Raw genomic sequence first — 24,639 nt, 5'->3', positions numbered from 1 at the left:
GGCAGTTTCGACGCATTCGAATGTGCCAACGGTCGGGATGATTGGTGGTCATCGGCGGGAGGCGACGTTCGTATCCCGGACGTTAACTCGATGGCCGATACGCGTCAACTCCGACCGGCCGGTCCGGGCGTTGTCGAGCCCGGCCCGTGTCAGTGGGAAGGCGGCACGAATTGCCCGTCCGGGGAGTGGCTGAATATCCACGTAGGACTAACGGCCGATCCGTCCGTCGCGCGTCATGCCGGAACGGCGGGGTGGGTCCGCGCGCTCCGCCCTCGTGAAATCGAGGCCGGCGGTCATGAGGAACGCACACGCAGGCAGTGACAACTGCTATGTGGGGCGGCCTCGTGCGGAGTGGCATCGTGGCGTCGAAGCGGGAGAAGCATTCGGCGCGAATGTCGGGCGGAAAGCGGTGTGCGTAAGAGAAGCGGACACGCTGGATATTCCCGGCCGGTACGCAACGAATCATCGGTTGTGTGGTCGGACGTGGTGGCGGTTGCCGGTCGCGCCGCCAATCGTGGATCTGATGATGTAGTCGACAACCAGGGGAGATCGGTGACCAAGGTGTAGACCGTTTGATCTTTGATCTCTGTAGCGATTCCGGCCGGCTGCGAGGGTGCTGGCGGTTCATTTCCGTTCGCCGGGGCTCCCGCTTCTCGCCGAGCCCCGCGCTCGGCGTTGTCGGTAAGCCCAGCGATTGCGCACATCGGATCTACGAGTGAGGACGTGAATGCGAACCGCGACCCGACGACGTTACCTGATGTGTCCACCGGCCTACTTCGATGTGGCCTACTCCATCAACCCATGGATGGACCCGGCGAAACCGGTGGACCGTGCCATCGCCATGGCGCAGTGGGAACGACTTCGTGATACCTATCTGGCGCACGGCCACGCGGTCGAGACGATCGAGCCGGTGCCCGGCCTGCCGGACATGGTGTTCACCGCCAACGCGGCGACCGTTGTGGACGGCAGCGTTCTGCTGGCCCGGTTCCGGCATGCGGAGCGGGCCGACGAAGCCGCGGCGTACCGCACGTGGTTCCACCACCACGGCTACGCCGACGTGCGTGAGCCGGTGCTGATCAACGAAGGGGAGGGCGACTTCGTGGTGGCCGGCCCGAGGATTCTGGCGGGCGCCGGGTTCCGGACCGACCGCGGCGCGCACGGCGAGGCCCAGGAGATCTTCGGGCTGCCGGTGATCAGCCTCGTGCTGGTCGACGAGCGCTTCTACCACCTCGACACCGCGCTCGCGGTGCTCGACGACAACGAGATCATGTACTACCCGCCGGCGTTCTCACCGGGCAGCCAGAAGTTGCTGCGCCAGTTGTACCCGGACGCGATCGTCGCGACCGACGACGACGCGGCCGTACTCGGGATCAACGCGGTCTCCGACGGTCGCCACGTCGTCCTGCCGCAGGCCGCCAGGCACCTGGTGGCCGAACTGCGCAGCCGCGGCTTCGAGGTGACCGGCGTCGACGTCTCCGAACTGCTGAAGGCGGGTGGCGCGGTCAAGTGCTGCACGCTGGAGCTCAGATGACAAGAGGTCGGTGCCCGGTTCGCTGATGCGAGACGTGGACCCGCGCTCCCAGGGTTCTGGTACCGATCCGCTGATCCCCCAGGCGAAACCCCATATGCCGCGCGCGCGAAGGCGTAGGCGGCGACATCAGCCTGCCCGCGTATCCGCCGGCCGGCTGTCGCTGCCGCCTGCCCGCGCGCCTACCGCAACCGGTGCGGAGGACTACCTTTCCATGACCGATCCAACGAGCCCTACTTCCCTGCCCGCCGCCAAAGGCGCGAGCCATCGACGAGTGGCGGGCGCACCTCGGCAGAGGTCGAAACCGTTGAGCAGCCAGCGGGCGGTGCGTCCCGGTGCGGCGCCCGCGCGCCCGGCGAAGACGATCTCCCACCGCCCACCCGGCCCGCGCCGCGCCGGCCGCCTCCACCACTTCTTCGAGGCGACCTGCGACCGCATGCCGGACAAGGTCGCGCTGGAGGACGCCGGTCGGCGCATGACGTACCGGGAACTGGACGAGCGGGCCAACCGGCTCGCGCACCTCCTGATCGGGCTGGGCATCGGACGCGGCAACCGCGTCGGCATCGTCCTGCACCGGTCGGCACAGACGTACGTCTCGCTGCTTGCGGTGCTCAAGACCGGTGCCGCCTTCGTGCCGATCGACGCCGGATCTCCGCGCGACCGGGTCGGGTACATCGTGGACGATGCCGGACTCGATCTCCTGATCTCGACGACGGAGCTCGCCGCGGTCACGGTCGACCTGGCCTGTCCGGTCCTCAGCCTCGACCGGCTCGGCGCGGCCCTGACCAGGTGCCCCGCGACGCGCCCGAGGATCGACGAGGACGGCGACCCGCCCTGCTACGTGATCTACACGTCGGGCTCCAGCGGCCGACCGAAGGGTGTCGAGGTCGCACAGTCGAGCATCTGCAACTTCATCAGCGTCGTGCCCGACGTGTACGACGTCCGCCCGACCGATCGCGTCTACCAGGGCATGACCATCTCCTTCGACTTCTCCATGGAGGAGATCTGGCCCACCTTCGCGGTGGGAGCGACGCTCGTGGTCGGGCCGACCGACTCGCGGCGGCTCGGTTCCGAGCTGGCCGACTTCCTCGACGACACGGGCGTCACGGTCTTCTACTGCGTACCCACGCTGCTGTCGACCGTCCCCCGCGACCTGCCGAAGGTCCGGACCCTGATCGTCGGCGGGGAGGCGTGCCCGGCCGAGCTCGTCGAGCGCTGGAGCGCGCCGGGCCGACGCATCCTGAACACCTACGGCCCGACCGAGGCCACCGTCACCGCGACCTGGGGCGAGCTGCGGGCCGGCCGCCCGGTGACGATCGGCCGGCCACTTCCCACGTACGAGGTCGTCCTGCTCGACGACGACCTGGCCCCGGTGCCGGCCGGCGCGGTGGGCGAGATCTGCATCGGCGGCCCGGGAGTGGCGCGCGGGTACGTGGGCCGCCCCGACCTCACCGCTGACCGGTTCGTCACGCACCCGCTGGCGCCCGGCGGTGGCCGCCTGTACCGCACCGGCGACCTCGGGCGGCTACTCGACAACGGTGAGATCGAGTACCACGGCCGCGCCGACACGCAGGTCAAGATCAGGGGGTACCGCGTCGAGCTGACGGAGATCGAGTCGGTCCTGGCGCAGGTGCCGGGGATCGCGCAGGCGGTGGTCGACACGTACGAGCCGACGGCCGGGATGGTGGAGCTGGTCGGGTACTACAGCCTGAGCGCCGGCACCGCGAGCGTGGACCAGAAACGGATCTACGACGAGCTGCGCGCCCACCTGCCGGCGTACATGGTCCCCGCGTACCTCGAACCGCTCGCGGTCGTCCCGATGTTGCCCAGCGGCAAGGCCGACCGCAAGAGCCTGCCCCCGCCCAAGGGTCCGCGCAGCATCGGCGCTCTGCGCGCCTACGTGGCTCCCACCAACAGGACCGAGAAGCTGCTCGCCGACGCGCTGGCCCAGGTGCTGCGCGTCGAGCTGGTGTCGATCGACAGTCACTTCTTCGACGATCTCGGCGCCAACTCGCTGCTGATGGCGCACTTCTGTGCCCGGGTCCGGGAGCGGCCCGAGCTACCGCCGGTGTCGATCAGAGACGTCTACCTGCACCCCACGATCTCCAGCCTCGCCGCGGCGCTCGGCGACGCGGCGCCGGCCGCCGCGTCGGCGGCCCCGGCCCCCCGTCGGCCGCTGACGCGGGTCAGCACGCCGCGGTACCTGCTCTGCGGGGCGCTGCAGCTGCTGCTGTTCCTCGTGGCTGCCTATGTCAGCGCGGTCGGGGTGGTCGCGGCGTTCCAGTGGATCTGGGACGCCGACGATCTGACCAGTAGTTACCTGCGGTCGGTGGTCGTCACCGAGCTGGCCTTCCTGGCCCTGTGCGTGTTGCCGATCGTGGCGAAGTGGACCCTCGTCGGCCGGTGGAAAACTCAGGAGATCCCCATCTGGAGCCTGAGGTACCTGCGGTTCTGGCTGGTGAAGTCGCTGATCCGCGCGAGCCCCCTGAGGACGTTCGTCGGCTCGCCGATCTACGTGCTCTACCTGCGGGCGCTGGGCGCGAAGATCGGCCCGGGGGTGACGATCTTCTCGACGAGCATGCCGGTCTGCACCGACCTGCTCACCATCGGCGCGGGCACCGTCATCCGCAAGGAGTCGAACTTCAGCTGCTACCGGGCTCGTGACGGCCTGATCGAGACCGGCCCGGTCACCCTCGGCAAGGACGTGCTGATCGGTGAGAACACGGTCCTTGACATCGGGGTCTCCATGGGCGACGGCGCCCAGCTCGGACACGCCTCCGCCCTGTACAGCTCGCAGGCCGTACCCGCCGGCCAGCGCTGGCACGGGTCGCCGGCGCAGCCGGCCGAGGTGGACTACCGGACCGTGGCACCGGCCAGGTGTGGCACCCTGCGGAGGTTCTGCTACGGCACGATGCAGTTGCTGAACCGGCTCGTGCTGGCCGTACCGGTGGCGCTCCTCGTCCTCAACGGACTGGTGGCCCGGCTTCCGATGCTCAGCCGGCTCGTGGACTCCGACGAGGTGGACCTCGCGGGCTGGGGGTTCTACCTCGGCCTGCTGGCCGTCTCCTTCGTGGTGTTCTTCGGCGGCCTGTTCATCGGACTCGTCGCCGTGCTCACCGTGCCGCGCGTGCTCAACCTGGGGATCAAGCCGGGCAAGGTCTATCCCCTGTACGGCTTCCACTACTGGCTCCAGCGCACGATCTCGCGCCTGACCAACACCGACGTCTACATGACCCTGTTCGGCGACAGCTCCTACATCGTCCACTACCTGCGCGCGCTCGGGTACCGCATGCCCGGGTTGGTGCAGACGGGGTCGAACTTCGGGTCCTCGCAGCGGCACGAGTCGCCGTACCTGAGCACCATCGGCACCGGGACGATGGTCTCCGACGGGCTGTCCCTGATGAACGCCGAATTCTCCAGCACGTCCTTCCGGGCCACGCCGGTGGCGGTCAGCTCGAACAGCTTCTTCGGCAACGTCATCGTCTACCCCGCGGCCGCCAAGCTGGGTGACAACTGCCTGCTCGGGACGAAGACGATGGTCCCGATCGACGGGAAGATCCGTCGAGACGTCGGGCTGCTCGGCTCACCGCCCTTCGAGATTCCGCGGTCGGTCCAGCGCGACAGCAGCTTCGACCACCTCAAGAGCGGCGACGAGTTCCGCCGCCGCCTGTCCGCCAAGAACAGATACAACATCGCCACCATGGGGCTGTTCCTGTTCCTGCGCTGGATCCAGTTCTACGTCACGATGCTGATCGCGCTGGTTGCCGCGGACCACCTCGAAGACCAGTTCGGCGACGTGTGGGTCGCGACGGCCATGGCGACCATCGTCGTGTTCGGCACCGGGTACTCGATCCTGATCGAGCGCGCCGCCACCGGGTTCCGGTCCCTGACCCCGCGGTTCTGCTCGATCTACGACCCGTACTTCTGGCGGCACGAACGTATCTGGAAGCTGTTGGCCGGCGACTTCGTGATGTTGAACGGTACCCCGTTCAAGGGGCTGATCCTGCGGACGCTCGGCGTCCGGGTCGGCGCCAGGCTCTTCGACGACGGATGTGGCATACCGGAGAAGACGCTCGTCACCATCGGGCGCGACTGCACGCTCAACAGCACCACCATGATCCAGTGTCACTCGCTCGAAGACGGCACGTTCAAGTCGGATCGCACCACGATCGGCGACGGTTGCACGTTGGGCGTCAGCGCCTTCGTCCACTACGGCGTGACGATGGGCGACGGCGTACTGCTCGATGCCGACTCCTTCCTCATGAAGGGCGAGGAGGTACCGGCGCACGCGCGGTGGGGCGGAAACCCGGCCAGGCCCGCTCCGGAGACCGCGCGCGTGGGCCTGCCCACGGCCACGCTCGCACGGCCGGCGCCGTCGGTCGTCGCCGCGTCCGGCGCCGCCGCCCCACCCCGGCACTCGCTGCCGCGCGAACGGGTGCGCAGGGCCGCCGGATCCACGCGCAAGTCCGCCGCATCCACGCGCAAGTCCGCCGTACCCGAGCGACAGTGAGGTCATCGGCCGGCCTCGCCGGCGCCCGGTGACGCCGCTGGCGGTCGGCGTCCGTCCCGCCCGGCCCGGAGCGTCCCACGTGGGACGCTCCGGGCCGGGGAGGGGCGCCGGTACCCGCGCGAGACTTCGGAGATTCGGGTTTGACGTGGCGCGGTAGTCCGCCGGCCGGCGGCGACGCGGATCCCACCGGCACCGGTGGCGCGCTGGTGGCGCCCGCCGGACGTCCGTCGGGCGGTCACGCGGGCGGGGCGAGGCCACGGATCGTCGGCGTCGACGTCGCCCGCGGCCTCGCACTGGTCGGCATGATGGCGGTCCACGTGTTCGACACCTTCGACCACGACGGCAGGGCCTCGCTGGCGACGGTGGTGGCCGCGGGCCGGTCCGCGGCGACCTTCGCCCTGCTCGCCGGGGTCAGCCTGAGCTGGATCACCGGCGGGCCGCGTACGCTCCGGGAGCGCAACCGCATCGCCGTCGCCGGCGCCGTCGCGGCACGCGCGCTCTGTATCGGCGCCATCGGCCTGGCGCTCGGATTCGTCGGCGACGTCGCCGTGATCCTGCCGTACTACGCGATGTTCTTCCTGCTCGCGATCCCGTTGCTGAGCCTCGGCCCGCGCGTCCTCGCGTTCGCCGCCGCCGGCATCGCGGTGGTCGTGCCGGTGCTGATGCAGGCCACGGGCAGCAATCCGCTGGGTACCCGTCCCGGCAACCCGACGTTCCCGTTACTGGTCGAGCATCCGGCCCGGTTCCTCGACAAGCTGCTCGTCACCGGCACCTACCCGGCGTTGGTGTGGATGGCCTACATCTGCGCGGGGCTGGCGATCGGTCAGCTCGATCTGGCCTCGACGCGGGTCGCGGCGTGGTTGTTCGGTGCCGGGCTCGCCGTGGCCGTCTCCGCCTGGCTCACGTCGTCCGTGCTGCTCTTTCCGCTGGGCGGCCTGCGTCACCTGCGCGATGCCGCGTCGGCCCACGCCGACGGCCCTTCGGCCACCAGCGTCATCCTGTGGGATCCCGACCGTACGTCGTCGTCCTGGTGGTGGCTCGCGGTCCGGGCGCCGCACTCCAGTACGCCGATCGACCTGCTGCACACGCTGGGCTCGGCGACCGCGCTGCTCGGCGCTGCGCTGCTCGTCACCCGAGCCGCTCTCATCGCGCGGCTGCTGTTCCCGGTCGCGGCGGCGGGCAGCATGACCCTGACGCTGTACTCCACGCACGTTCTGTTTCTGGCGACCGGCATCCTGAGCGATCAGCAGGCGGCGTTGTACGTCGTCATGGTCGTCGTCTCGCTCGTCTTCGCCGCGGCGTGGCGGCGGGTGACGGGGCGGGGCCCCCTGGAGGCGGCCGTCACGGCGGCAGCGGGTCGCGCGTACCGCGTGATCTCCTCCCGAGCGATCTCTTCCGCGCGATCTCCCTCCGCGGGGAGACGAGGCGTTCGTCGTCCCGAGCGGTAGCGCGCCGCCAGGCCGGTGGATCTGGTGGCGGACCGCCGTTTGAGCGCGGCCCCGGGTCCCCGTTACCCCCTCGACTACCCGAAAGTGTGAGGGCTGGCGTCCGGGTCGGGTCCTTACGGACTGTCGCAGTAACCCCGACCACATTCAAACGTTTACTTATTTGCAACTTTCCGTACCCCGGCCGGCCGTTCCACGGTCAGCCCGACTGACACCCCCCATTCACAACCCCGGAACGAAGAGGTAATCAGTGCGCAGACCTGTGTGGACAACGCGCGCCGGGCGGCGATTGCGGCCCGTCTACCTGTTGGCGGCCGTCGCGGTCGCAGGCAGCATGGCCGGCGTCACGCCGGCGAACGCCGGGCCCGGCCACGGCCCGAATCCACCGCACGCGTCAGACGTGTTGGGCGAGGGCCACGGCCCGCGCGGCAAGGACAACCGGAAGGGCACCGTGTCACCGAGCGCCCGGCAGCGCGCGCTCGCCGGCCGGTTCGGCACGGTGCGCTGGAACCAGCTGGGCACGCCGGAGGCGATCGGCCCGGACAAAGCCCTGGCGACCGACCTGCCCGCGGACCCGGAATCCGCCGTCCGGCAGTTCCTCGTGTCCAACCACGAGCTGTTCGGTATCGACGAGGCCTCGGTCGAGACGATGCAGACCGTCCTCGTGCAGCCGCTGGGCGGCGCCTCGGTGGTACAGCTGCGGCAGCGCTTCGGTGACCTGCCGTCCGGTCACGACGGCCTGGTCAGCGTACTGGTCGACCACGGTAAGGTGCTCCGGGTCAGCTCGTCGCTGTCCCGGGACACCAGTGCGCCGCAGCCGGCCACCCTCATGCCCGCCGAAGCCACCGACGCGGCGCTGCGTGACGCCGGGCTGACCGCCGGCCAGGTCACCTCGTCGGACGTCTACGAGGTCGCGGTGCCGACCCCGGACAACGGTCCGCGCGCGGCCTACTCGGTCACCTTGATCGCGAACGGCGCCACCGACCCGACGGCGTACACCACCTACGTCGACGGGCGTACCGGCGAGGTCCTGCTCCGTGAGGACCTGGTGAACTTCGACTCCGACAACCCCGACTGGGCCGTGTTCCCGGCGACCCCGCCGAGCAGCATCGCGCCGGGCACCGACCCGCGGACGCACTGGTGCCTCAACCCGCAGCCGGGCTGCACGCAGACGGTCCGCGACCCGGTGAGCGGCAAGGCGTGGGACGTCGACCTCGCGACCGGCAAGCCGACCGGCACCTCGGTGGGCAACGCCGCGAACGACACCGTGCGCTGGGGCGCCGGCAGCGCGTCGCCGACCGCGACGCTCAGCCCGAGCCGTACCTACACCTACCCGTTCACCGACCAGTGGCACCAGGCGCAGTGCAACCCGGCCGGGTTCACGTCGGCCCAGCGCAACGACGCCGACGCCGCCGTGACCAACCTGTTCGCGCAGCACAACCGGATGCACGACTTCGCGTACCACCTGGGCTTCACCGAGGTGACCTGGAACCTGCAGGCGGTCAACCTCTCCGGGGCCGGCAAGGGCGGCGACGCCGAGCAGGGCCGGGCGCAGTCCAACGCCCTCGGCGGCTCCCGCAACAACGCGAACCAGTCGACTCCGCGCGATGGCGCGCTGCCGAGCACGAACATGTACCTGTGGCAGCCGCAGGCCGGTAGCGCGTACCCGCCGTGCGTCGACGGTGACTACGACATGACCGTCGTCGGGCACGAGTACACGCACGCGATCACCAACCGTATGATCGCGGGCCCCGACACCGGGATCACCTCGTTCCAGGGCGGCTCGATGGGTGAGGCGTGGAGCGACCTGGTCGCCGCCGAGTACCTGTACGAGAACAACCTGCGCGCGCCGGGTGCCACCCCGTTCGTCATCGGCACCTACGTCACCGGTAACAACGAGACGGGTATCCGCGACTACGACGCCAGCAAGAGCCCGCTGAACTTCTCCGACATCGGGTTCGACCTGGTCGGACCGGAAGTGCACTCCGACGGCGAGATCTGGGTCGCGACGAACCTGCGGGTACGCGACGCGTTCGTCAAGCGGTACGGCGCCGGCACGCCGCAACTGCAGCAGAGCTGCGCCGACGGTTCGACGCCGGTGGAGTCCTGCCCGGGCAACCGGCGCTGGATCCAGCTCATGTTCGACTCGTTCCTGCTGCAGGCCAGCGGCCAGGTCAGCATGGTCGACATGCGCGACAACATGCTCGCCGCCGACATCGCCCGCTTCGGCGGCGCGGACCAGGATCTGATCTGGCACGCCTTCGCCGAGTCGGGGCTCGGCCGGGACGCCGCCAGCGGCCCGGACGACACCGACCCCACGCCGAGCTTCGCCTCCCCGTACGCCGACAACGCCACCGTCACCCTGCGGCCGGCCGGTGACGGCAAGGACGCCGTCGTGCGCCTGTACGTGGGCGACTACGAGGCGCGGGCGGTACCGGTCGCGGACACCGACCCGGCCACGCCGCTGCCGGCCACCTTCCAGATCGTGCCCGGCAAGGAGTTCACCTTCACGGTGACCGGCGCCGGGTTCGGCAGCGAGAAGTTCAGCGACACGTTCCAGGCCGGCAAGGCCAAGGACCTGCGGCCGAACCTGCGCCGCAACCTGGCGTCGACCGCGTCCGGCGCGACGGTGACCGGCGACGGTATCAACCTCGACAAGATCGCCGACGACACCGAGTCGACCGACTGGGCGTCGCTGACCGGCGTCGCGGGCAAGCAGGTCACCGTGGACCTCCCCGGTGACAAGCCCGAGGAGATCAGCCGGGTGAACGTGAGCGCGCTGCTGCGCCCGGCGATCACCGGGGACGCCGACACCGGCTCGCAGAACCGGTTCAGCGCCCTGCGGTCGTTCGCGGTGCTGGCCTGCGACGCGAAGGTCGCCGACTGCACCAAGGACAGCTCGTACCGCCAGGTGTTCGTCAGCAACCCGGACGCGTTCCCCGGCGGCAAGTTCCGGCCGACCGCGCCCGAGCTGAACCTGCGGTCGTTCACGTTCAAGCCGGTGGTCGCCACGCACCTGCGGCTGCAGGTACTGGCCAGCCAGTGCACCGGCGGCCCGGACTACGCCGGTGAGCAGGACGCCGACCCGGCCACCACGACCGACTGCACGACGGGCAGCCCGTACGCCCAGCAGGTCCGGATCGCGGAGTTCCAGGCGTTCAAGAACTGACGACCGGTTCACCACTAACGGGCGTGGGGCCCTGCGGACGCCGTCCGCAGGGCCCCACGTCGCAGGTGCGGTTGCCGGGAGCCGCGACGCGCAAGCGGACGATCGCGGGGGCCGCGCTGTTCGTCGTCGCGGCACACGCGCGCACGTCACCAGTGGGCGAGCAGCTTCTTCATACTCGACACGAATCTGACCGATCCGCCGCTTTCCACGATGCCGCACGAGGAGTAGACGCTGACGATCGCGTTCGGCGCGTCGTCGTAGGTGAGGACAATTTTGTACGTCTCGGTGTTCGCGGCTGCGCAGTAGTGGACGGGTGTCGCCTCCTGGGCCGGATGCTGGTCTGGCGGCGCGTCGGCGGACAGGTCGTTCAAGAATCCGGTCACCGCAGCGGTGTCAGCGGCCGGCTTGCTTTGGGTGGCGAGCGGAACCGGGTCGGTGAAGGCCGTCGAGAAATACGTGCACAGGAGCGCCCGCCGGGCGCCGGGCCGCACCAGCTGCCCGGCCCGGGCCCCGCCGCGCGGACCGGCACCGAGGCGGAACGAGGCCGGGCAGTCGTCGGCGTGGGTGGGCACCGTGCTCGACGACGGTTGCCCAGGGGCGGAGGACTCTCGATTGGCTGCTGCCGTGGCGTGGGCCGGCACGGGCGAACTCCGCAGCGCGGCGACTCCGGCGCCCACGCCGATGGCGAGCACTACGGCAGCCGTGGCAATCAGAGGTAGCGACGGCTGAGAACTGCTGCGTGCCCGGTACGTCGTGTTGTTGTCTTCGTGTTCCACCAGAGCCCGCCTCTTCAACTGTCGGTCGGCCGGTCTACCGGGCCGTCCACGGGAGAGCAAACCAAAACTGCCGAGCTTCGCTGCCCCGGCCTCGCGAGGATTCCGGGCCGGGGCAGCGAACGTGGTCATCCGGTCAGCGGCCAGACCGCGTTCCAACCGGAGGTACCCGGCCCCGACCGGGACGTGGTCACGTCTGCCATATCTTGAAACAGCAGGTGTGTCCCGCTTCCGGCGGAAACGACGCCTTTGGCACGGACCCCATCGCCGTCGAGAGAGAATACCGGTCCGCCGCTGTCGCCGGGCAGACCCGCCGTCCGCCCGTCGACCTGGGTGGCGCCGATCAGTCCATGGATGGTGTAGCAGTCACCGTCAGAGTCGCACTGCGAGTTGGAGTAGTTGACATTCTCGGTCTTGAGGCCGCACACCGTGCCGCTCGTCGACCCTGACTGGCAAAGAAGTTCGCCGTTCGCCCAGTACCCCCACGAGTGCACCGTCTTGTGGAATGACGTCGTCGGGCTCCCGTCGAACATCCACTGGAAGCCCCGGGCTTGGACCAGGATGAGGTCCTTGTCCCAGTCCTCGTTGATGGAGGCGCGACCCATGTACTCGCGGCTGTAGTCGTACACGTCATCGCCGCCACCGGCATGCCAGGTGATGCAGTGTGCGGCCGTCAGGATGTAGGTCGTTCCGCTCGCGTTACTCACACCGAATCCGGTTGTGCACTGGTTCGCCTTGCCCTGCGACACCAGCACGTCGTACATGTAGTCGCCCGAATTCCACGGAGACGTATCGTCACGACGGTTACACCCCGTACTCGGACAGCCGAGAAAATGTGTGGGCGCTGCGGCGGTCCGCAGTTCGACCGGCACGTTTACGAGCGCCTTACCGACAGCCTCCTCGGCGCCCACAATCGGTTGGTGTAGCTTGGCGGACCGCGCCGCGGCAGCAACCGGGGCCATTTTCTCCACCACCAACCCGCTACCGTCACCCTTGAAGCTGATCGACTGGATGTTCGACCGGCCCTGCCCCGCCGACTCGATCTTCGCGGCGGCGGTCTCCAGTTCCGCCTTCGAGTACGCGGCAGGCTTCACCTGCACCGATCCGAACTTCCTGGCAGCCCCAAGGGCCGCAGTCATTCCGGTGGGCAGCGGCCCCTTCCAGTACAGCGACAGGCCGTCACCCTCGAAGGCGAAACTGGAGAAGCCGCCCGTGGGTGTTTTCATCGCCTCCTCGGTCAGCACGGTGAGAGCGGGATTGAGTGCCTCCTGTTTTCTCATCGTCGCCAGCAGCGTCGGGTCGAGGTTGTCCGTTGACTGCGCGTCCGGGAGCGGTGCCGGCGTGCCGTCATCCTTCGCGCTTGCCGGGGGAGCGATCGTAAGGACAGTGGACACAGTGGCAGCGGCGGCGATCGTCATCGCCACGCGAAGGCGGCTCCGTATCAGCCGCGTGATAACGATAGATTTCAAAATCCTCCCCATTTCAACAGATTTGGCGATGCCGCAGATCTGAGCGCTCGCCGACTTGATCGACTCGAAATTGATCGAGATCTTTCCAATGGCGAGGCGGGACGGCATCATCCGAATGGATAGTTAGCGAGGCCGGTCATACTGACGGACACGCGTTGCTCGGACGACGGCATGCGAGTGGTGGCGTCCTGATGTACGACGGCGGCCAGGCCATGGCCGCGCCGGCCGGCGATCAATGCCGCGACATCAATGCCCAGGTCAGGCAGGCACGCTCAGTTCGTGCGCGCCGCCGCGAACGGACGGCGTCGGCGTCGCCCGGCCGCGTAGCGGGGACGCAATTGTTCAGCCGTTGGTCAATTTCGCGTCGTGTCCCGCCCGCCCGGTCGTGATCTGCGCTGCCTTGACTACCGCTGTCCATTCCCGGAGAGAGGGTAGGAAATGGCTCTACGAAAGCGGTCGATCGCGGGTGCCGCCGTGTTCGCCGTCGCGGCCGCAGGGGTCGGCGCGCTCAGCGCCGGCACCGCCAACGCCGACGAGAAGCTCAACTGGACGTCGATCGCGGCCAACCCGGCCGTCCGCGGCGTCGCGGCGCCCAACGCGCTGTCGCCGCAGCTGCGCGAGTACATCGTCGCGCAGGGCTCGAACGTGCTCGAGAACCCGACCGACCTGGTGAAGTACTACGGGTACCTGAACAACGGGACCCTCACGCCGGACCCGGCCAAGGGGTTCGCCGAGGCGAGCAAGACCGAGCCCGACAAGAACACGTACCTGCGGCTGTCCGGCCTGCACGGCGCCGACCCGACCTACGACTACGGCCGCAACTTCGTGTTCCAGGGCCACGAGGGCGGCCCGGCCGGGTACCTCACCCGCGTGAACCTCGACGCCGACCCGGCACACCGGGTGACGCTGCTGGCCACCACGCTCGCCGACGGCAAGACGCCGATTCCGGACATCGACGGGTCCACCTGGGACCCGTGGGCCAAGCGGCTGCTGCTGACCGCCGAGAACGGCAACAAGGGTGCGGTCCTGCAGGCCACCCCGGACGTGAACAGCAAGGTGGAGGACATCTCCTTCGCGCTCGGCCGGGCCGGTTACGAGGGCGTCCAGAACGACTCCGCCGGCAACGTGTGGCTGGTCGAGGACGCCAGCGGCGCCTCGCCGGCCGGTAGCAAGGCGAAGAACCCCGGCAGCTTCGTGTACCGCTTCGTGCCGGTCGACCGCAGTGACCTGACCAAGGGCGGCAAGCTGCAGGCGCTCCAGGTCGTCTCCAACCGCAGCCACGCCCCGATCACGTTCCAGGGGATCGACGCGGCCCACCCGACGGGCGGCGTCTTCACCGCCGACCAGGCGGACCTCAGCTCGTACGGGAAGGTGTTCGACACGGCGTGGGTGACCGTCCACGACACCGCCACCGACCACTCGGGTCTGGCGTTCGACGCCAACGCGCTGGCCAAGCAGGCCGGGGCGACGCCGTTCAAGCGGCCGGAGAACGGCGTGTTCCGGCCGGGTACGAAGTTCCGCGAGTTCTACTTCACCGTTACCGGTGACACCAACGCGGCCAGCGACGCCAACGCCGCGTACGGCGGCTGGGGCGGCGTGTACCAGCTCACCCAGGACGACCCGCGGGCCGACCACGGCAAGCTGCGGCTGTTCTACGCCGGCGACCAGGCCCACTCAGGTCTGGACAACATCGCGTTCGTCGACGCCGACCACCTGGCCGCCGTCGAGGACGCCGGTTCGACGCTGCACAACCAGCGCGGCGCGCTGGACTCGGCGTACCTGTTCGACGCCGGCGCCGACTACCGTACGGGCCGCCAGCCGGTACGGTTCCTCGCCGAGGGGCGTGACGAGGCCGCGACCGAGGACGCGCTGCTGATCGGTACGCCGGGCTTCAACAACGACGACGACAACGAGATCACCGGTATCCACGTCTCCAACGGAGACCCTGGCCCGGCCGGCATCCTCGGAGCGCAGAACCCCAAGCCGTTCAAGGACGGGTGGCGCGTGTTCTGGAGCCAGCAGCACGGCCAGAACATTCTGTGGGAGATCACCCGCAACGACGGCTGACCGTCCCACCGGTCCCGGGTCCCTCGCGGCCCGGGACCGGTCCGTCGAGGGCGCCGACCTTCCGGCCGGTCCGTCCGGATGGCATGATCATCCGTCAGCGCGCGGCCTGCCCCGTGCGCGAGTGAGGATGTCATGGGCACCATCGGTGTGATCACCGTGCCGGCCGATCCACAGGCCGGCGCGCGGACGCTCGCCGTGGCCACCGCGGCCCGGCTGGACGCCGCGCTGACGACGTATGAGGCCCTCTTCGCGGGTGCCGGGGTGCGAACCGGCGAGGTGCGGCGGTGGGCGGACTCCAGCCGGGCCGCGCTGACCGAGTGGGCGCCGGACCTGGTGGAGGAGATCGAGGCGTACGCCGACGCTGCCGGAGTGGAGGCCTGGCGCCTCCATGCGTTGAACGCGCGCACCGAGATCCTCGCGGCCGGCGCGAACGCGCGCCGCGGCGAATGCTCGACCGTCGCCCACGCCGGCGGCGACAACCTGTTGGCGGCACAGACCTGGGACTGGCATGTCGAGCTCACCGGCGCGTTCGACGTCGTGCGGCATGAATCGGCCCGGCTGCCGTTCGCGACCATGACCGAGGTCGGAGTGCTCGGGAAGATCGGCATGAACGCCGCCGGAGTCGGCCTGCTCGTCAACATCCTCGGCCACCGCAGCGATGCCGCCCGTCCCGGCGTTCCCGTGCACGCTCTGGCCCGCCGGGTACTGGACACCGCGACCAGCCTCGAGCATGCGCTGGCCATCATCGGCGAGGCACCACTCGCGGCCTCGACCTGTTTCACCGTCGTCAGCCCGCAGGGCATCGCGTGCGTCGAGGCGTCACCGGCCGGTGTCGCCCGCGCGCCGCAGGTCGGCGACTGGGTCGTGCACACGAACCATTTCGTCGACGATGTTCTCTCCGCCGGTGACACGCGGGTCGGGCTGGAGCCCGACAGCGTGGACCGGTACCACCTGCTGGCCAGATGCGTCGCGCGGACGTCCGGGCCGGTACGCGCTGACACGCTGGTCGGTCTCCTGCGCGCGCACGACGTCGACGGCGGGCCTGTCTGCTGCCACGCCCCGCAGGGCGGGCCGCTCGGCTCCCGCTGGGCGACGCTGGCCACCGTTGTCCTCGACCCGGTTGCGGCCACGATGGGCGTGGCCGGCAGCCGTCCCTGTGACATCGGGGTCGACTCCTGGACGACGTTCACGTTCTCGTGCGGTGCCCGCGAACGTTCGCCGGATTGGTGATGTTGTCGATCCGCCCCACCTGGTGGTGGGGCTGACCCCTCCGGTGCCGCCGGTCGGTCAGAAGCCGTCGGGCCGATCCCATGTACGGTTGCGGACCGGTCCCGAATCGGCGATGCCGTCGCCGTACGCACGGTCTCCGGTGACGTCACGCCGCGAGCCACGGAAGTAGCTGGCGGCGTGCGTCGCGACCGATGCCGCGTCGCGCCTGATCGCCGCGGTGTTCTCTCCGGGGGCCGCCGATCCGGGAACGAGGTTGCTCATCGGGGCGCGTCTGGGTAGGCCTACTGTCGTCGAACCCGCCAGCAGAGGCTGGGCGGCCCGGTTGGCGGCTTGCCATCCCTCGTCGGCCGGCCCGGTCCAACCGCCGGGAGTGTCCGCGCCGTTCTGCGGGGACCGGGCGAACCAGGCCGAACGGGCCTGTTGAAATATCGGCAGTTCGTCATCCGACTTGTCATCCGCGACCGGATCGGACGGGAGCGGGTCTACCAGCCGCAGTACGGGCGGGTCAGCGAGCAGCAGATCATCCGCCTGCCACGGTGGCTGGACCCGCGCCTCGCGCTGCCGGTCGGTGAGCGGGTCGGGCAGGCGGTCGGTGAGCGGGTCGGGCTGGCGCGCGGTGAGCGGGTCGGGTAGGCGGGCGGCGAGCGTACCGAGCAACGCGGACACCGCGTCGTCATGGGCCCGCACAGCGGCGGCGACCTGGTGGACGGCTCGCGCCGGGCTACGGGCCAGGCGCGCCGGCCCGATGTGCTGCGGCGTACGCCGAAGCGCCTCCTCGAGAGTGGCCACCGCCCTGGCGACCGTGGTGGGGTCGGCGCCGCTGCTCTCACTGAGGTCGCCGACCAGTCGCCGGACCCATCGGTCGGCTTCGCCCGAGGGTTCGAGGAGTAGTTGGAGATCCGGCAGGGTCGCCAGTATCGCGAGCGGTAGCTCGGCGGCCGGGTCGGGGAAGGCGCGCAGCACCGCCGGATACAGCTGGCGCAGGATCTCGTACAGGGCTGTCGCTGCCCCGTCGCGGCCGTCGAGTGCAGCCGTGTGCGCTGCCAGGACGTGTTCGAGTCCACGCAGGTGCTGGGGCACCGGCTGGGCGACGGGCACCAGGATTCCGGTTCGCAGCGCGTGTGCCATGCCGACCGCCCGACGGTCCGCGGAGCCTGCGGTATGCCCGCTGAGGGCTTGAGACGCGGCGAAGTGATCGGCATAACCCTCGGCCGATCTGAGGTCGGTGATCGACAAGTGTCGGCCCGCCGTGCACAGCAGATCGGTCACCACGCCGTCGGCGTCCGCGGCGATCCCGGACGATGCCGGGTGTCGGGCGAGAAGGGCGAGCAGTTGGCCGTAGCCGTAGACGTCGTCGTCGGCGTCGCGTAGGTCCAGCAGACGGCCGCCGTCGTCGACGAGCGCAATCTTGAGGGTGCGGGGGAGGCGGGGAGTGGCGGGGGAAGGCCCATCCACCGCCACGCCGAAATGCACGCGGGTGGTCGCCACGCTGTCAGCCTCCGCCGTACGGACTCGCCAACAACGCCGATAACCTCCGAGACGTACGGTTGCGAACAGCCCACGCTATCCCGCCTGTCAATGTCCGCAACCCCTCCGGACAGGCACCCGTGATCGCCTGCAGGTCGGGCACGAGCACTGAGGTCAATCATCGAACTGGATATATCACCTCCTTGTACGACATGGACGGACGCGGCGGGGTGCGGTCGCCAACCGACGTCGGCCGCACCCCGCCGGCCCGCTATTTCGTGCTCGTGGGCGCCTCGGTCACGGTCAGTGAGTGCTGGGTGTGCTCGGTCAACGTGATCGTGAACCCGGTGACCGTGTCACCGGGGGCGCCGGCGCACCACAGATCCAGAGACTCGCCGCCGCCGGTCTGGTACTCGAAGCTGTTCGGCAGTTGGTCGAGTGGGAGCGCGTTCGTCACCGACCCCATGATCCCGCGAGGGTCTCCGGTTGGCTTCATCAACTGGCACGTGATGCGAGGGCTGCTGCCCTGCGCCGACCAGGTGACGTCCCAGTCTCCGCCCGGCAGCGCCGCGGTCCGGAAGGTCGCCCTGGACCGCGGGCCGATGTCGTGGGTACCGGTGGCTGTACCGCTGTAGGTCGTCGCGCTGCTGGGTCCAGCGGGTCCCTGCGGTCCGGCGGGCCCCTGTGGTCCAGCCGGTCCTTGTGCGCCGTCGGCGCCGGCCGGTCCGGCCGGCCCCTGTGGTCCAGCCGGTCCCGGCGCCCCGTCGGCGCCCGCCGGCCCGGTGGCGCCCGTGGGGCCGGCCGGGCCCGCCGGTCCGGTCTGGTTCCAGCTGAGTGCGACCTCGTTGGGCCGGCAGGACTCACCGGCGGCGACCACCCTGACCTCGCCGCTGTGCTGCTGGGCGCAGGCATGAACGACGCCGGCGGCGTCGACCGGATTCAACAGCACCGAGCCGGCCACGGCCGAGCCCGCGCTGGTGGCGATGATGGCGACAACACCGACGCCGACGAGCGCGGCTCTCCTGTGCTTGCGAAACATTGACGGTCCTCTCGTGCGGAAACGCTCGCCGGCGATGCTTGCGCGGTGACCGTCCCAGGCACCAGGGACGGATGTCCCGGGTGACCGGACATGGGAGTTGGCCGCCGGCCGCGTGGAATCAGACCGTATGGGCCCGGCGAGACCTGCGCATCCTTCCACGGGATGATCGGTATCCGTCGCTGGGCTGACGCGCTCCCGGCGCGCGGAGCGGGTGGGAGGTGCTGAGGGGCTCGATCCGAGACCATATGCGGCAGGCCCGCCGCTCCGTCCCCTGACGACTACCGGAGTTCCCGTTCGGGCCGCGCCCGGTCCCGGTTTCGTGGATCGTCCCGAGCGCAGACCCATCCGGCAGACTGGTGGAAGGTCGCCTGTCCGGCCTTCGCCGCCCGTCGCATGGCGCACCCCGGTGGACGGTCCGCTAATCCGGTCGGAGGCCGGCGAAGAGGTCGTCTTCGGGGATCGGGGCACCCGTCTTGTCGTACGCGCGGGTGAAGCTCTCGGTGCCGAACACCTCCTGGAACAAGGTGGCGGGGACCTTCGCCGCGAGTGAGGAGCTGAGCTGGCTGGCGTGGGCGAACAGCGCCTGCCGCTTCTTGTGGGCTACCGCGGCGACGTCGATGTTTGTCGTGATCCGTTGCTCGACGAGCTCCATGACGCGCAACCGCTCGCCGGTCGGCGCGGGACGCTCGATGCCCGCCTGGGACAGGGCCTCACGAATCCCCTTCCAGTACGTGCTGCCGTTCGCTTTGAAATAGAGCTTCGCTGGGATCGGTGTCGTCTGTACCGCGAGAGCCGTCGCGCGTGCGGCGTGGACGTGGTCGGGATGCTGGTAGGTGCCCTCCGGGTCGTAGGTGACGACGACCTGTGGGCGAAAGCGTTCGAAGACGGCGGCGATGCGGCGTGCGACGACTTCGAGGGGCACGTTGCAGAAGACGTCGGGGCGATCCTTGTAGTTCCAGTCCAGCATGCCGGAGTCGTGGTACCCGAGCAGTTCGACGTGGGAGACCCCGAGCTGCGCGCAGGCGGCCTCGAGCTCCGCCAACCGGGTGGCTGCCACCTTTTCCGGGTCGTGGCCGCTGTCGCCGGGTTTGGCACCGTCGGGGCTGTCGCCCAGCTCACCGTTGGTGCAGGTCACCACGATCGTGCGGACGCCCTCGAGGGCGTAATGGGCCAGGATTCCCCCGGTGCTGGTCGACTCGTCGTCGGGATGGGCGTGCACTGCGACGAGCGTCAGGTCCGGTACGGCCATGTCTACCATCACTCACCCTCGATCTCGTTCGTGACGTCAGCCGGCGCTCGGTGGAGCGCGCTGTTGTGACCGGCACGAGCGCGCCTGCCGACCAAACCCTTCGACAAATGCCAATATCGTAGGCGACAGCCGGGTAGCTTCGCCGTACCCGGCGCATGACAGCGCGTTGCCGCGGTTGGTGTATTCACACGTGCTGTTGTGAAAGCGAACGATAGAACGTCCATTATGGATCATGCGGGCGCGGCCAACTCGCTTTCTGTACTATTCGCAGGTCAGATTGGGGATATGCCGTGCCGGAAGAACCGAGTATCTGGGAGATCCGGCTGGGCATCTATGCGACCCCGCAACAGGCCGAAGAGGTCAAGGAACGCATCTCGCGGATGCTCTGTCCGGACCCTGATCACGCGCCGCCTTGTCCGGTCCCATGGTCGATTCTGATGCTCCACCAGTCGGATCTCGATGATCCCGATTCCTACGCCCATGTGGTCGAACAGGGTCTGGCTGAGCGGAGCTGAAAGCCGTCGGGGGCCAGGGGCGCGATCGCATACGCCGCACCCCTGGCCCCCGACGGCAGTGGGCTCCAGTGCCCCGCACCGATATGGCGTCGGCGTCTATGCTTCGCGGCGCGCGTCGACCGCGAGCTGCGTGATCTGTGCCCAGTCGGCGGCGGCGACGAGTTTCGCCGGGGTGAGCCAGGTGCCGCCGACGCAGCCGACGTTGGGCAGGGCCCGGTACAGCGGCGCCGTGTCCGGGGTGATCCCGCCGGTCGGGCAGAACCGGGCGTCCGGCAGCGGCGACGCGAGGGACTGCAGGAAGGTCCGGCCACCGCAGGCTTCGGCGGGGAACAGCTTCATCTCCTGCTGTCCCCGTTCGAGCACGCGCAACGCCTCCGAGACCGTGGCGATGCCGGGCAGGTACGGCACACCACTGCCGGCCATGGCGTCGAGCAGCGCGTCCGTGGTCCCCGGGGAGACGAGGAAGCGCGCGCCGGCGGCGACGGCCTTGTCGACGTGGGCCGGGCTGGTGACGGTACCCGCACCGACGACCATGTCCGGCACGCGCTCGGCGACCGCGGCGATCGCGGCCAGTGCGGCGGGCGTCCGCAGGGTGATCTCGATGACCGGGATGCCGCCGGCGAGCAACGCCTGCGCGAGCGGGACCGCCCGGTCGGCGTCGTCGAGGACGACGACGGGGATCACCGGGCTCAGGGTGAGCAGGTCGGCGGAGGTCAGGGTGGTCATGCGGACGCCTTTGCTAGGGAATGGATGACGCTGGCACCGTACTCGGCCGGGCCGACGCTGCGCCGGAAGGCGGCGAACAGCTCGCGCCCGGTGCCGACCGGGTCGTGCTGCTGCGGTGGTGGCGCCGCGACGGCGCGGGTGGCGAGCTCGCCGTCGGGAACGTCGATCTCGAGCACGCCGGTACGGGCGTCGAGGCGGACCGGGTCACCGTCGCGGATCCGCGCGATGGGTCCACCGGCCGCCGCCTCCGGGGTGACGTGGATGGCGGCGGGGACGGTGCCGGAGGCGCCGGACATCCGCCCGTCGGTGACCAGCGCGACCCGGTGACCGCGCTCCTGCAGCACCGACAGCGCCGGGGTCAGCTTGTGCAGCTCCGGCATGCCGTTGGCGGCCGGTCCCTGGTACCGGATGACCGCCACCAGGTCGCGGTCGAGCGCGCCGGCGGAGAACGCGGCGAGGAAGTCGTACTGGTCGTCGAAGACGGCGGCCGGGGCCTCGACCACGTGATGCTGTTCGGCGACGGCGGAGACCTTGATGACGGCGCGACCGAGGTTGCCGCGCAGCATCCGCAGGCCCCCCTCGGGGGCGAACGGCGTGCTGGCCGGCCGAAGCACCTCGAGGTCGAGGCTGTCGGCCAGCGCGGGCTCGTAGGTCAGCTCGTCGTCCGCCAGGGCCGGCGCGAGGCGGTAGGCGTCCAGGCCCTGCCCGGCGACGGTCTTCACGTCCGGGTGCAGCAGCCCCGCGTCGAGCAGTTCCCGGATGAGGAAGGCGGTGCCGCCGGCGGCGTGGAAGTCGTTCACGTCTGCCGCGCCGTTGGGATACACCCGGGCGAGCAGCGGCACGACCGCGGACAGATCGGCGAAGTCCGCCCAGTCCAGCTGGATACCGGCCGCGGCCGCCATCGCCGGCAGGTGCAGCGTGTGGTTGGTCGACCCGCCGGTGGCCAGCAACGCCACCACCCCGTTGACGACGGCCCGCTCGTCGACGACATGCCCGATCGGCGTGTAGGTGTCGGTGAGCGCGGTCAGCCGCAGCACCTGGGCCGCGGCGGCGCGGGTCAGCGCGTCGCGCAGCGGTGACTGTGGATGTACGAAGCTGGCGCCGGGCAGGTGCAGCCCCATGACCTCCATCAGCATCTGGTTGGAGTTCGCGGTGCCGTAGAAGGTGCAGGTGCCGGGGGAGTGGTAGGAGGCCATCTCCGCGGCCAGCAGCTCGTCGGAGCTGGCCAGCCCCTCGGCATACCGCTGCCGGACCCGGCTCTTGTCCCGGTTGGGCAGGCCGGAGGCCATCGGGCCGGCGGGCACCAGGATCGTGGGCAGGTGTCCGAACGCGAGCGCGCCGATGACCAGACCCGGGACGATCTTGTCGCAGACGCCGAGCAGCAGCGCCCCGTCGAACATGTCGTGGGACAGCGCCACCGCGGTGGCCATGGCGATCAGGTCCCGGCTGAACAGCGACAGCTGCATGCCGTCGCGCCCCTGGGTGATGCCGTCGCACATCGCCGGCACGCCACCGGCGAACTGCCCGATCCCGCCGGCTTCCCGCAGCGCCTGCTTCAACAGCGCGGGGTAGGTCTCGAACGGCTTGTGCGCCGAGAGCATGTCGTTGTACGCCGACACGATCGCCACGTTCGGCTTGACGAAACGGCGCAGCGCGTCCTTGTCCGGGGTGCCCATCGCGGCCAGGCCGTGCGCGAAGTTGGCGCACGCCAGCCGGGATCGGGCCGGCCCCTGTTCGGCCGCGGCCGCGACGCGGTCGAGGTACGCCGCCCTGGTCGCCGCGCTGCGCCGACGGATCCGGGCGGTGACCTCCTGCACGACCGGGTGCACGGTGCCGTGTGTCGGCTCATTCATGTGTGGTCCTCGTTCCAGCGACGGCCGTCGGATTCGATCAGTGCCCTCGCCGCGTCCGGTCCGCCGCTGCCGGCGGGGTAGCGGTGCATCCGGGCGTGTCCGGCGTGCCAGGCGTGCAGGATGGGTTCGGTCCATTGCCACGCCGCCTCGACCTCGTCGCGGCGCATGAACAACGTGGGGTTGCCCCGCACGACGTCCATCAGCAGCCGCTCGTAAGCCTCCGGCGTACGGTCGGGGAGCTGGTCGGCGAAGTTGAGCCCGAGGCTGACCGGCCGCAGCCGGACTCCGCCCGGTCCGGGCTGCTTGGCCAGCATGTGGAGCCGGATGCCCTCGTCCGGCTGGAGGCGGATCACCAGCCGGTTCGGCGTCATCGCGGATTCCAGCCCCGGCCAGATCGAGTGGGGGACCGGTTTGAACACCACGACGATCTCGGAACGGCGGGCGTCGAGCCGCTTGCCGGTCCGCAGATAGAACGGCACCCCGCGCCACCGCAGGTTGTGCACCTCCGCCTTGAGCGCGACGAAGGTCTCCGTGGCGCTCTCGGCGCCGTCCAGCTCGTCGCGGTAGCCGGGCACCGGTCGGTCGTCGACCGCGCCGGCCTCGTACTGCGCCCGGACGGTGTGCGTCGCGGAGAGCTGCCCGGTGACCGGGCGCAGCGCGCGGAGGACCTTCAGCTTCTCGTACCGCACGCCGTCGTCGGTGACGCTCACCGGAGGCTCCATGGCGACCAGGCAGAGCAGCTGCAGAAGGTGGTTCTGCACCATGTCCCGCAGCGCGCCCGAGCCGTCGTAGTAGTCGGCCCGCTGCCCGACGCCGAGCGTCTCCGCCACGGTGATCTGGACGTGGTCGATCGCCGAGGCGTTCCACAGCGGCTCGAGCACCATGTTCGCGAACCGCAGCACGAGCAGGTTCTGCACCGCCTCCTTGCCGAGGTAGTGGTCGATGCGGAAGACCTGCGACTCGGCGAAGACCTGGCCGACCTGGTCGTTGATGTCACGGGCCGACTGCAGGTCGGTGCCGATGGGCTTCTCCAGTACGACCCGGGAGTGCTCGCTGACCAGTCCCCGGCGCGCGAGTGTCCGGCTGATCGGACCGTACAGCCGAGGCGCGCAGGACAGGTAGAACACCCGGATCCGCTGCGGTGCCTCGGCCAGCAGGTCGACGAGCGCCGGCCAGTTGCCGCTGCCGTCGGCGTCGGCGCTGACGAAGTGCAGCCGGCGCAGGAATGCGTCCACCGCCGCAGCCGACTGCTGGGCCGGCGGGACGTGCGTGCTGAGCTCGGCCGCGACCTTGTCCCGGTAGCCGTCGCTGTCCAGACCGGCGCGGGAGACCCCGATGACGCGGAAATCTGCCGGCAGTTGGCCGTCGATGTCACGTAGGTACAGAGCTGGCAGCAGCTTGCGCATGGCCAGGTCGCCGGTGCCGCCGAAGACGATGAAGTCGCAGGCGGCGACTGGAGTGGAAGACATTGCACAACCCCGGGTTCGTTCGAAGAGACCTCGGTCACCGTAGGGCACTTCCGACGGCTAATGCAAGAACTTAGGTACTTGAAAGACCTAAGTAGCCCACTGGTGTTAACTTGTCGTACATAACGTGGCG

Annotated in this window: 15 protein-coding genes; 7 read left to right on the top strand and 8 right to left on the bottom strand. The window is 69.8% G+C overall.

Annotated features, from left to right (window positions below; translation table 11 throughout):
- Positions 1-727: 727 nt before the first annotated feature.
- The 4 genes from ddaH (at position 728) to HC031_RS20095 (ending at position 10,652) form a co-directional block, all read left to right on the top strand.
- On the top strand, positions 728-1,531 hold the full coding sequence (ddaH, locus tag HC031_RS20110; RefSeq protein WP_167926911.1) for a dimethylargininase: 804 nt from the start codon (positions 728-730) through the stop codon (positions 1,529-1,531).
- Positions 1,532-1,835: 304 nt separating this feature from the next.
- The gene (locus HC031_RS20105; RefSeq protein WP_205862994.1) at positions 1,836-6,038 is read left to right on the top strand and encodes a Pls/PosA family non-ribosomal peptide synthetase; all 4,203 of its coding nucleotides are present in this window, start codon (positions 1,836-1,838) and stop codon (positions 6,036-6,038) included.
- Positions 6,039-6,178: 140 nt separating this feature from the next.
- Complete coding sequence (locus HC031_RS20100) at positions 6,179-7,486, top strand: heparan-alpha-glucosaminide N-acetyltransferase domain-containing protein (protein WP_167926909.1); 1,308 nt, start codon at positions 6,179-6,181, stop codon at positions 7,484-7,486.
- 247 nt (positions 7,487-7,733) lie between these two features.
- A complete protein-coding gene (locus HC031_RS20095) occupies positions 7,734-10,652 on the top strand; it encodes a M36 family metallopeptidase (protein WP_338090752.1) in 2,919 nt (972 codons plus the stop codon).
- A gap of 146 nt (positions 10,653-10,798) precedes the next feature.
- On the opposite strand, the gene HC031_RS20090 is transcribed toward HC031_RS20095, so the two are convergent.
- Both HC031_RS20090 and HC031_RS20085 read right to left on the bottom strand, forming a co-directional pair.
- Entirely contained in the window at positions 10,799-11,557 is a 759-nt protein-coding gene (locus HC031_RS20090) for a hypothetical protein (protein ID WP_205862993.1), read from the bottom strand.
- Positions 11,554-13,005, bottom strand: a complete 1,452-nt coding sequence (locus HC031_RS20085; RefSeq protein WP_167926907.1) for a trypsin-like peptidase domain-containing protein — start codon at positions 13,003-13,005, stop codon at positions 11,554-11,556. The genes HC031_RS20090 and HC031_RS20085 overlap by 4 nt, the downstream gene beginning before the upstream one ends.
- 327 nt (positions 13,006-13,332) lie before the next feature.
- On the opposite strand from HC031_RS20085, the gene HC031_RS20080 reads away from it, so the two are divergent.
- Positions 13,333-14,961, top strand: a complete 1,629-nt coding sequence (locus tag HC031_RS20080) for an alkaline phosphatase PhoX (protein WP_167926906.1) — start codon at positions 13,333-13,335, stop codon at positions 14,959-14,961.
- A gap of 132 nt (positions 14,962-15,093) precedes the next feature.
- Positions 15,094-16,191 (top strand): C45 family autoproteolytic acyltransferase/hydrolase, encoded by a 1,098-nt coding sequence (locus HC031_RS20075; RefSeq protein ID WP_167926905.1) that lies wholly within the window; start codon positions 15,094-15,096, stop codon positions 16,189-16,191.
- Positions 16,192-16,248: 57 nt separating this feature from the next.
- Here HC031_RS20075 and HC031_RS20070 read toward each other — a convergent pair whose 3' ends face one another.
- From HC031_RS20070 to HC031_RS20060, 3 genes are all read right to left on the bottom strand, one after another.
- Complete coding sequence (locus HC031_RS20070) at positions 16,249-17,679, bottom strand: hypothetical protein (protein ID WP_167926904.1); 1,431 nt, start codon at positions 17,677-17,679, stop codon at positions 16,249-16,251.
- 250 nt (positions 17,680-17,929) lie between these two features.
- Positions 17,930-18,697 (bottom strand): collagen-like protein, encoded by a 768-nt coding sequence (locus HC031_RS20065; RefSeq protein ID WP_167926903.1) that lies wholly within the window; start codon positions 18,695-18,697, stop codon positions 17,930-17,932.
- 418 nt (positions 18,698-19,115) lie between these two features.
- Entirely contained in the window at positions 19,116-19,946 is an 831-nt protein-coding gene (locus tag HC031_RS20060; protein WP_167926902.1) for a PIG-L family deacetylase, read from the bottom strand.
- 290 nt (positions 19,947-20,236) lie between these two features.
- Between HC031_RS20060 and HC031_RS20055 the strand changes: the two genes are divergently transcribed.
- A complete protein-coding gene (locus tag HC031_RS20055) occupies positions 20,237-20,461 on the top strand; it encodes a hypothetical protein (RefSeq protein WP_167926901.1) in 225 nt (74 codons plus the stop codon).
- 96 nt (positions 20,462-20,557) lie between these two features.
- On the opposite strand, the gene eda is transcribed toward HC031_RS20055, so the two are convergent.
- From eda to zwf, 3 genes are read right to left on the bottom strand one after another with little or no spacing between them, the layout of a single operon-like run.
- Entirely contained in the window at positions 20,558-21,187 is a 630-nt protein-coding gene (gene eda / locus HC031_RS20050; protein WP_167926900.1) for a bifunctional 4-hydroxy-2-oxoglutarate aldolase/2-dehydro-3-deoxy-phosphogluconate aldolase, read from the bottom strand.
- The gene (gene edd / locus HC031_RS20045; RefSeq protein WP_167926899.1) at positions 21,184-23,040 is read right to left on the bottom strand and encodes a phosphogluconate dehydratase; all 1,857 of its coding nucleotides are present in this window, start codon (positions 23,038-23,040) and stop codon (positions 21,184-21,186) included. Before edd ends, eda begins: the two co-directional genes overlap by 4 nt.
- A complete protein-coding gene (zwf, locus tag HC031_RS20040; RefSeq protein WP_167926898.1) occupies positions 23,037-24,509 on the bottom strand; it encodes a glucose-6-phosphate dehydrogenase in 1,473 nt (490 codons plus the stop codon). The genes edd and zwf overlap by 4 nt, the downstream gene beginning before the upstream one ends.
- Positions 24,510-24,639 lie beyond the last annotated feature (130 nt).

The sequence above is a fragment of the Planosporangium thailandense genome, assembly GCF_011947195.1.
Taxonomy (GTDB): Bacteria; Actinomycetota; Actinomycetes; order Mycobacteriales; family Micromonosporaceae; genus Planosporangium; species Planosporangium thailandense.
This window is presented reverse-complemented; position numbering and strand designations above follow the sequence as displayed.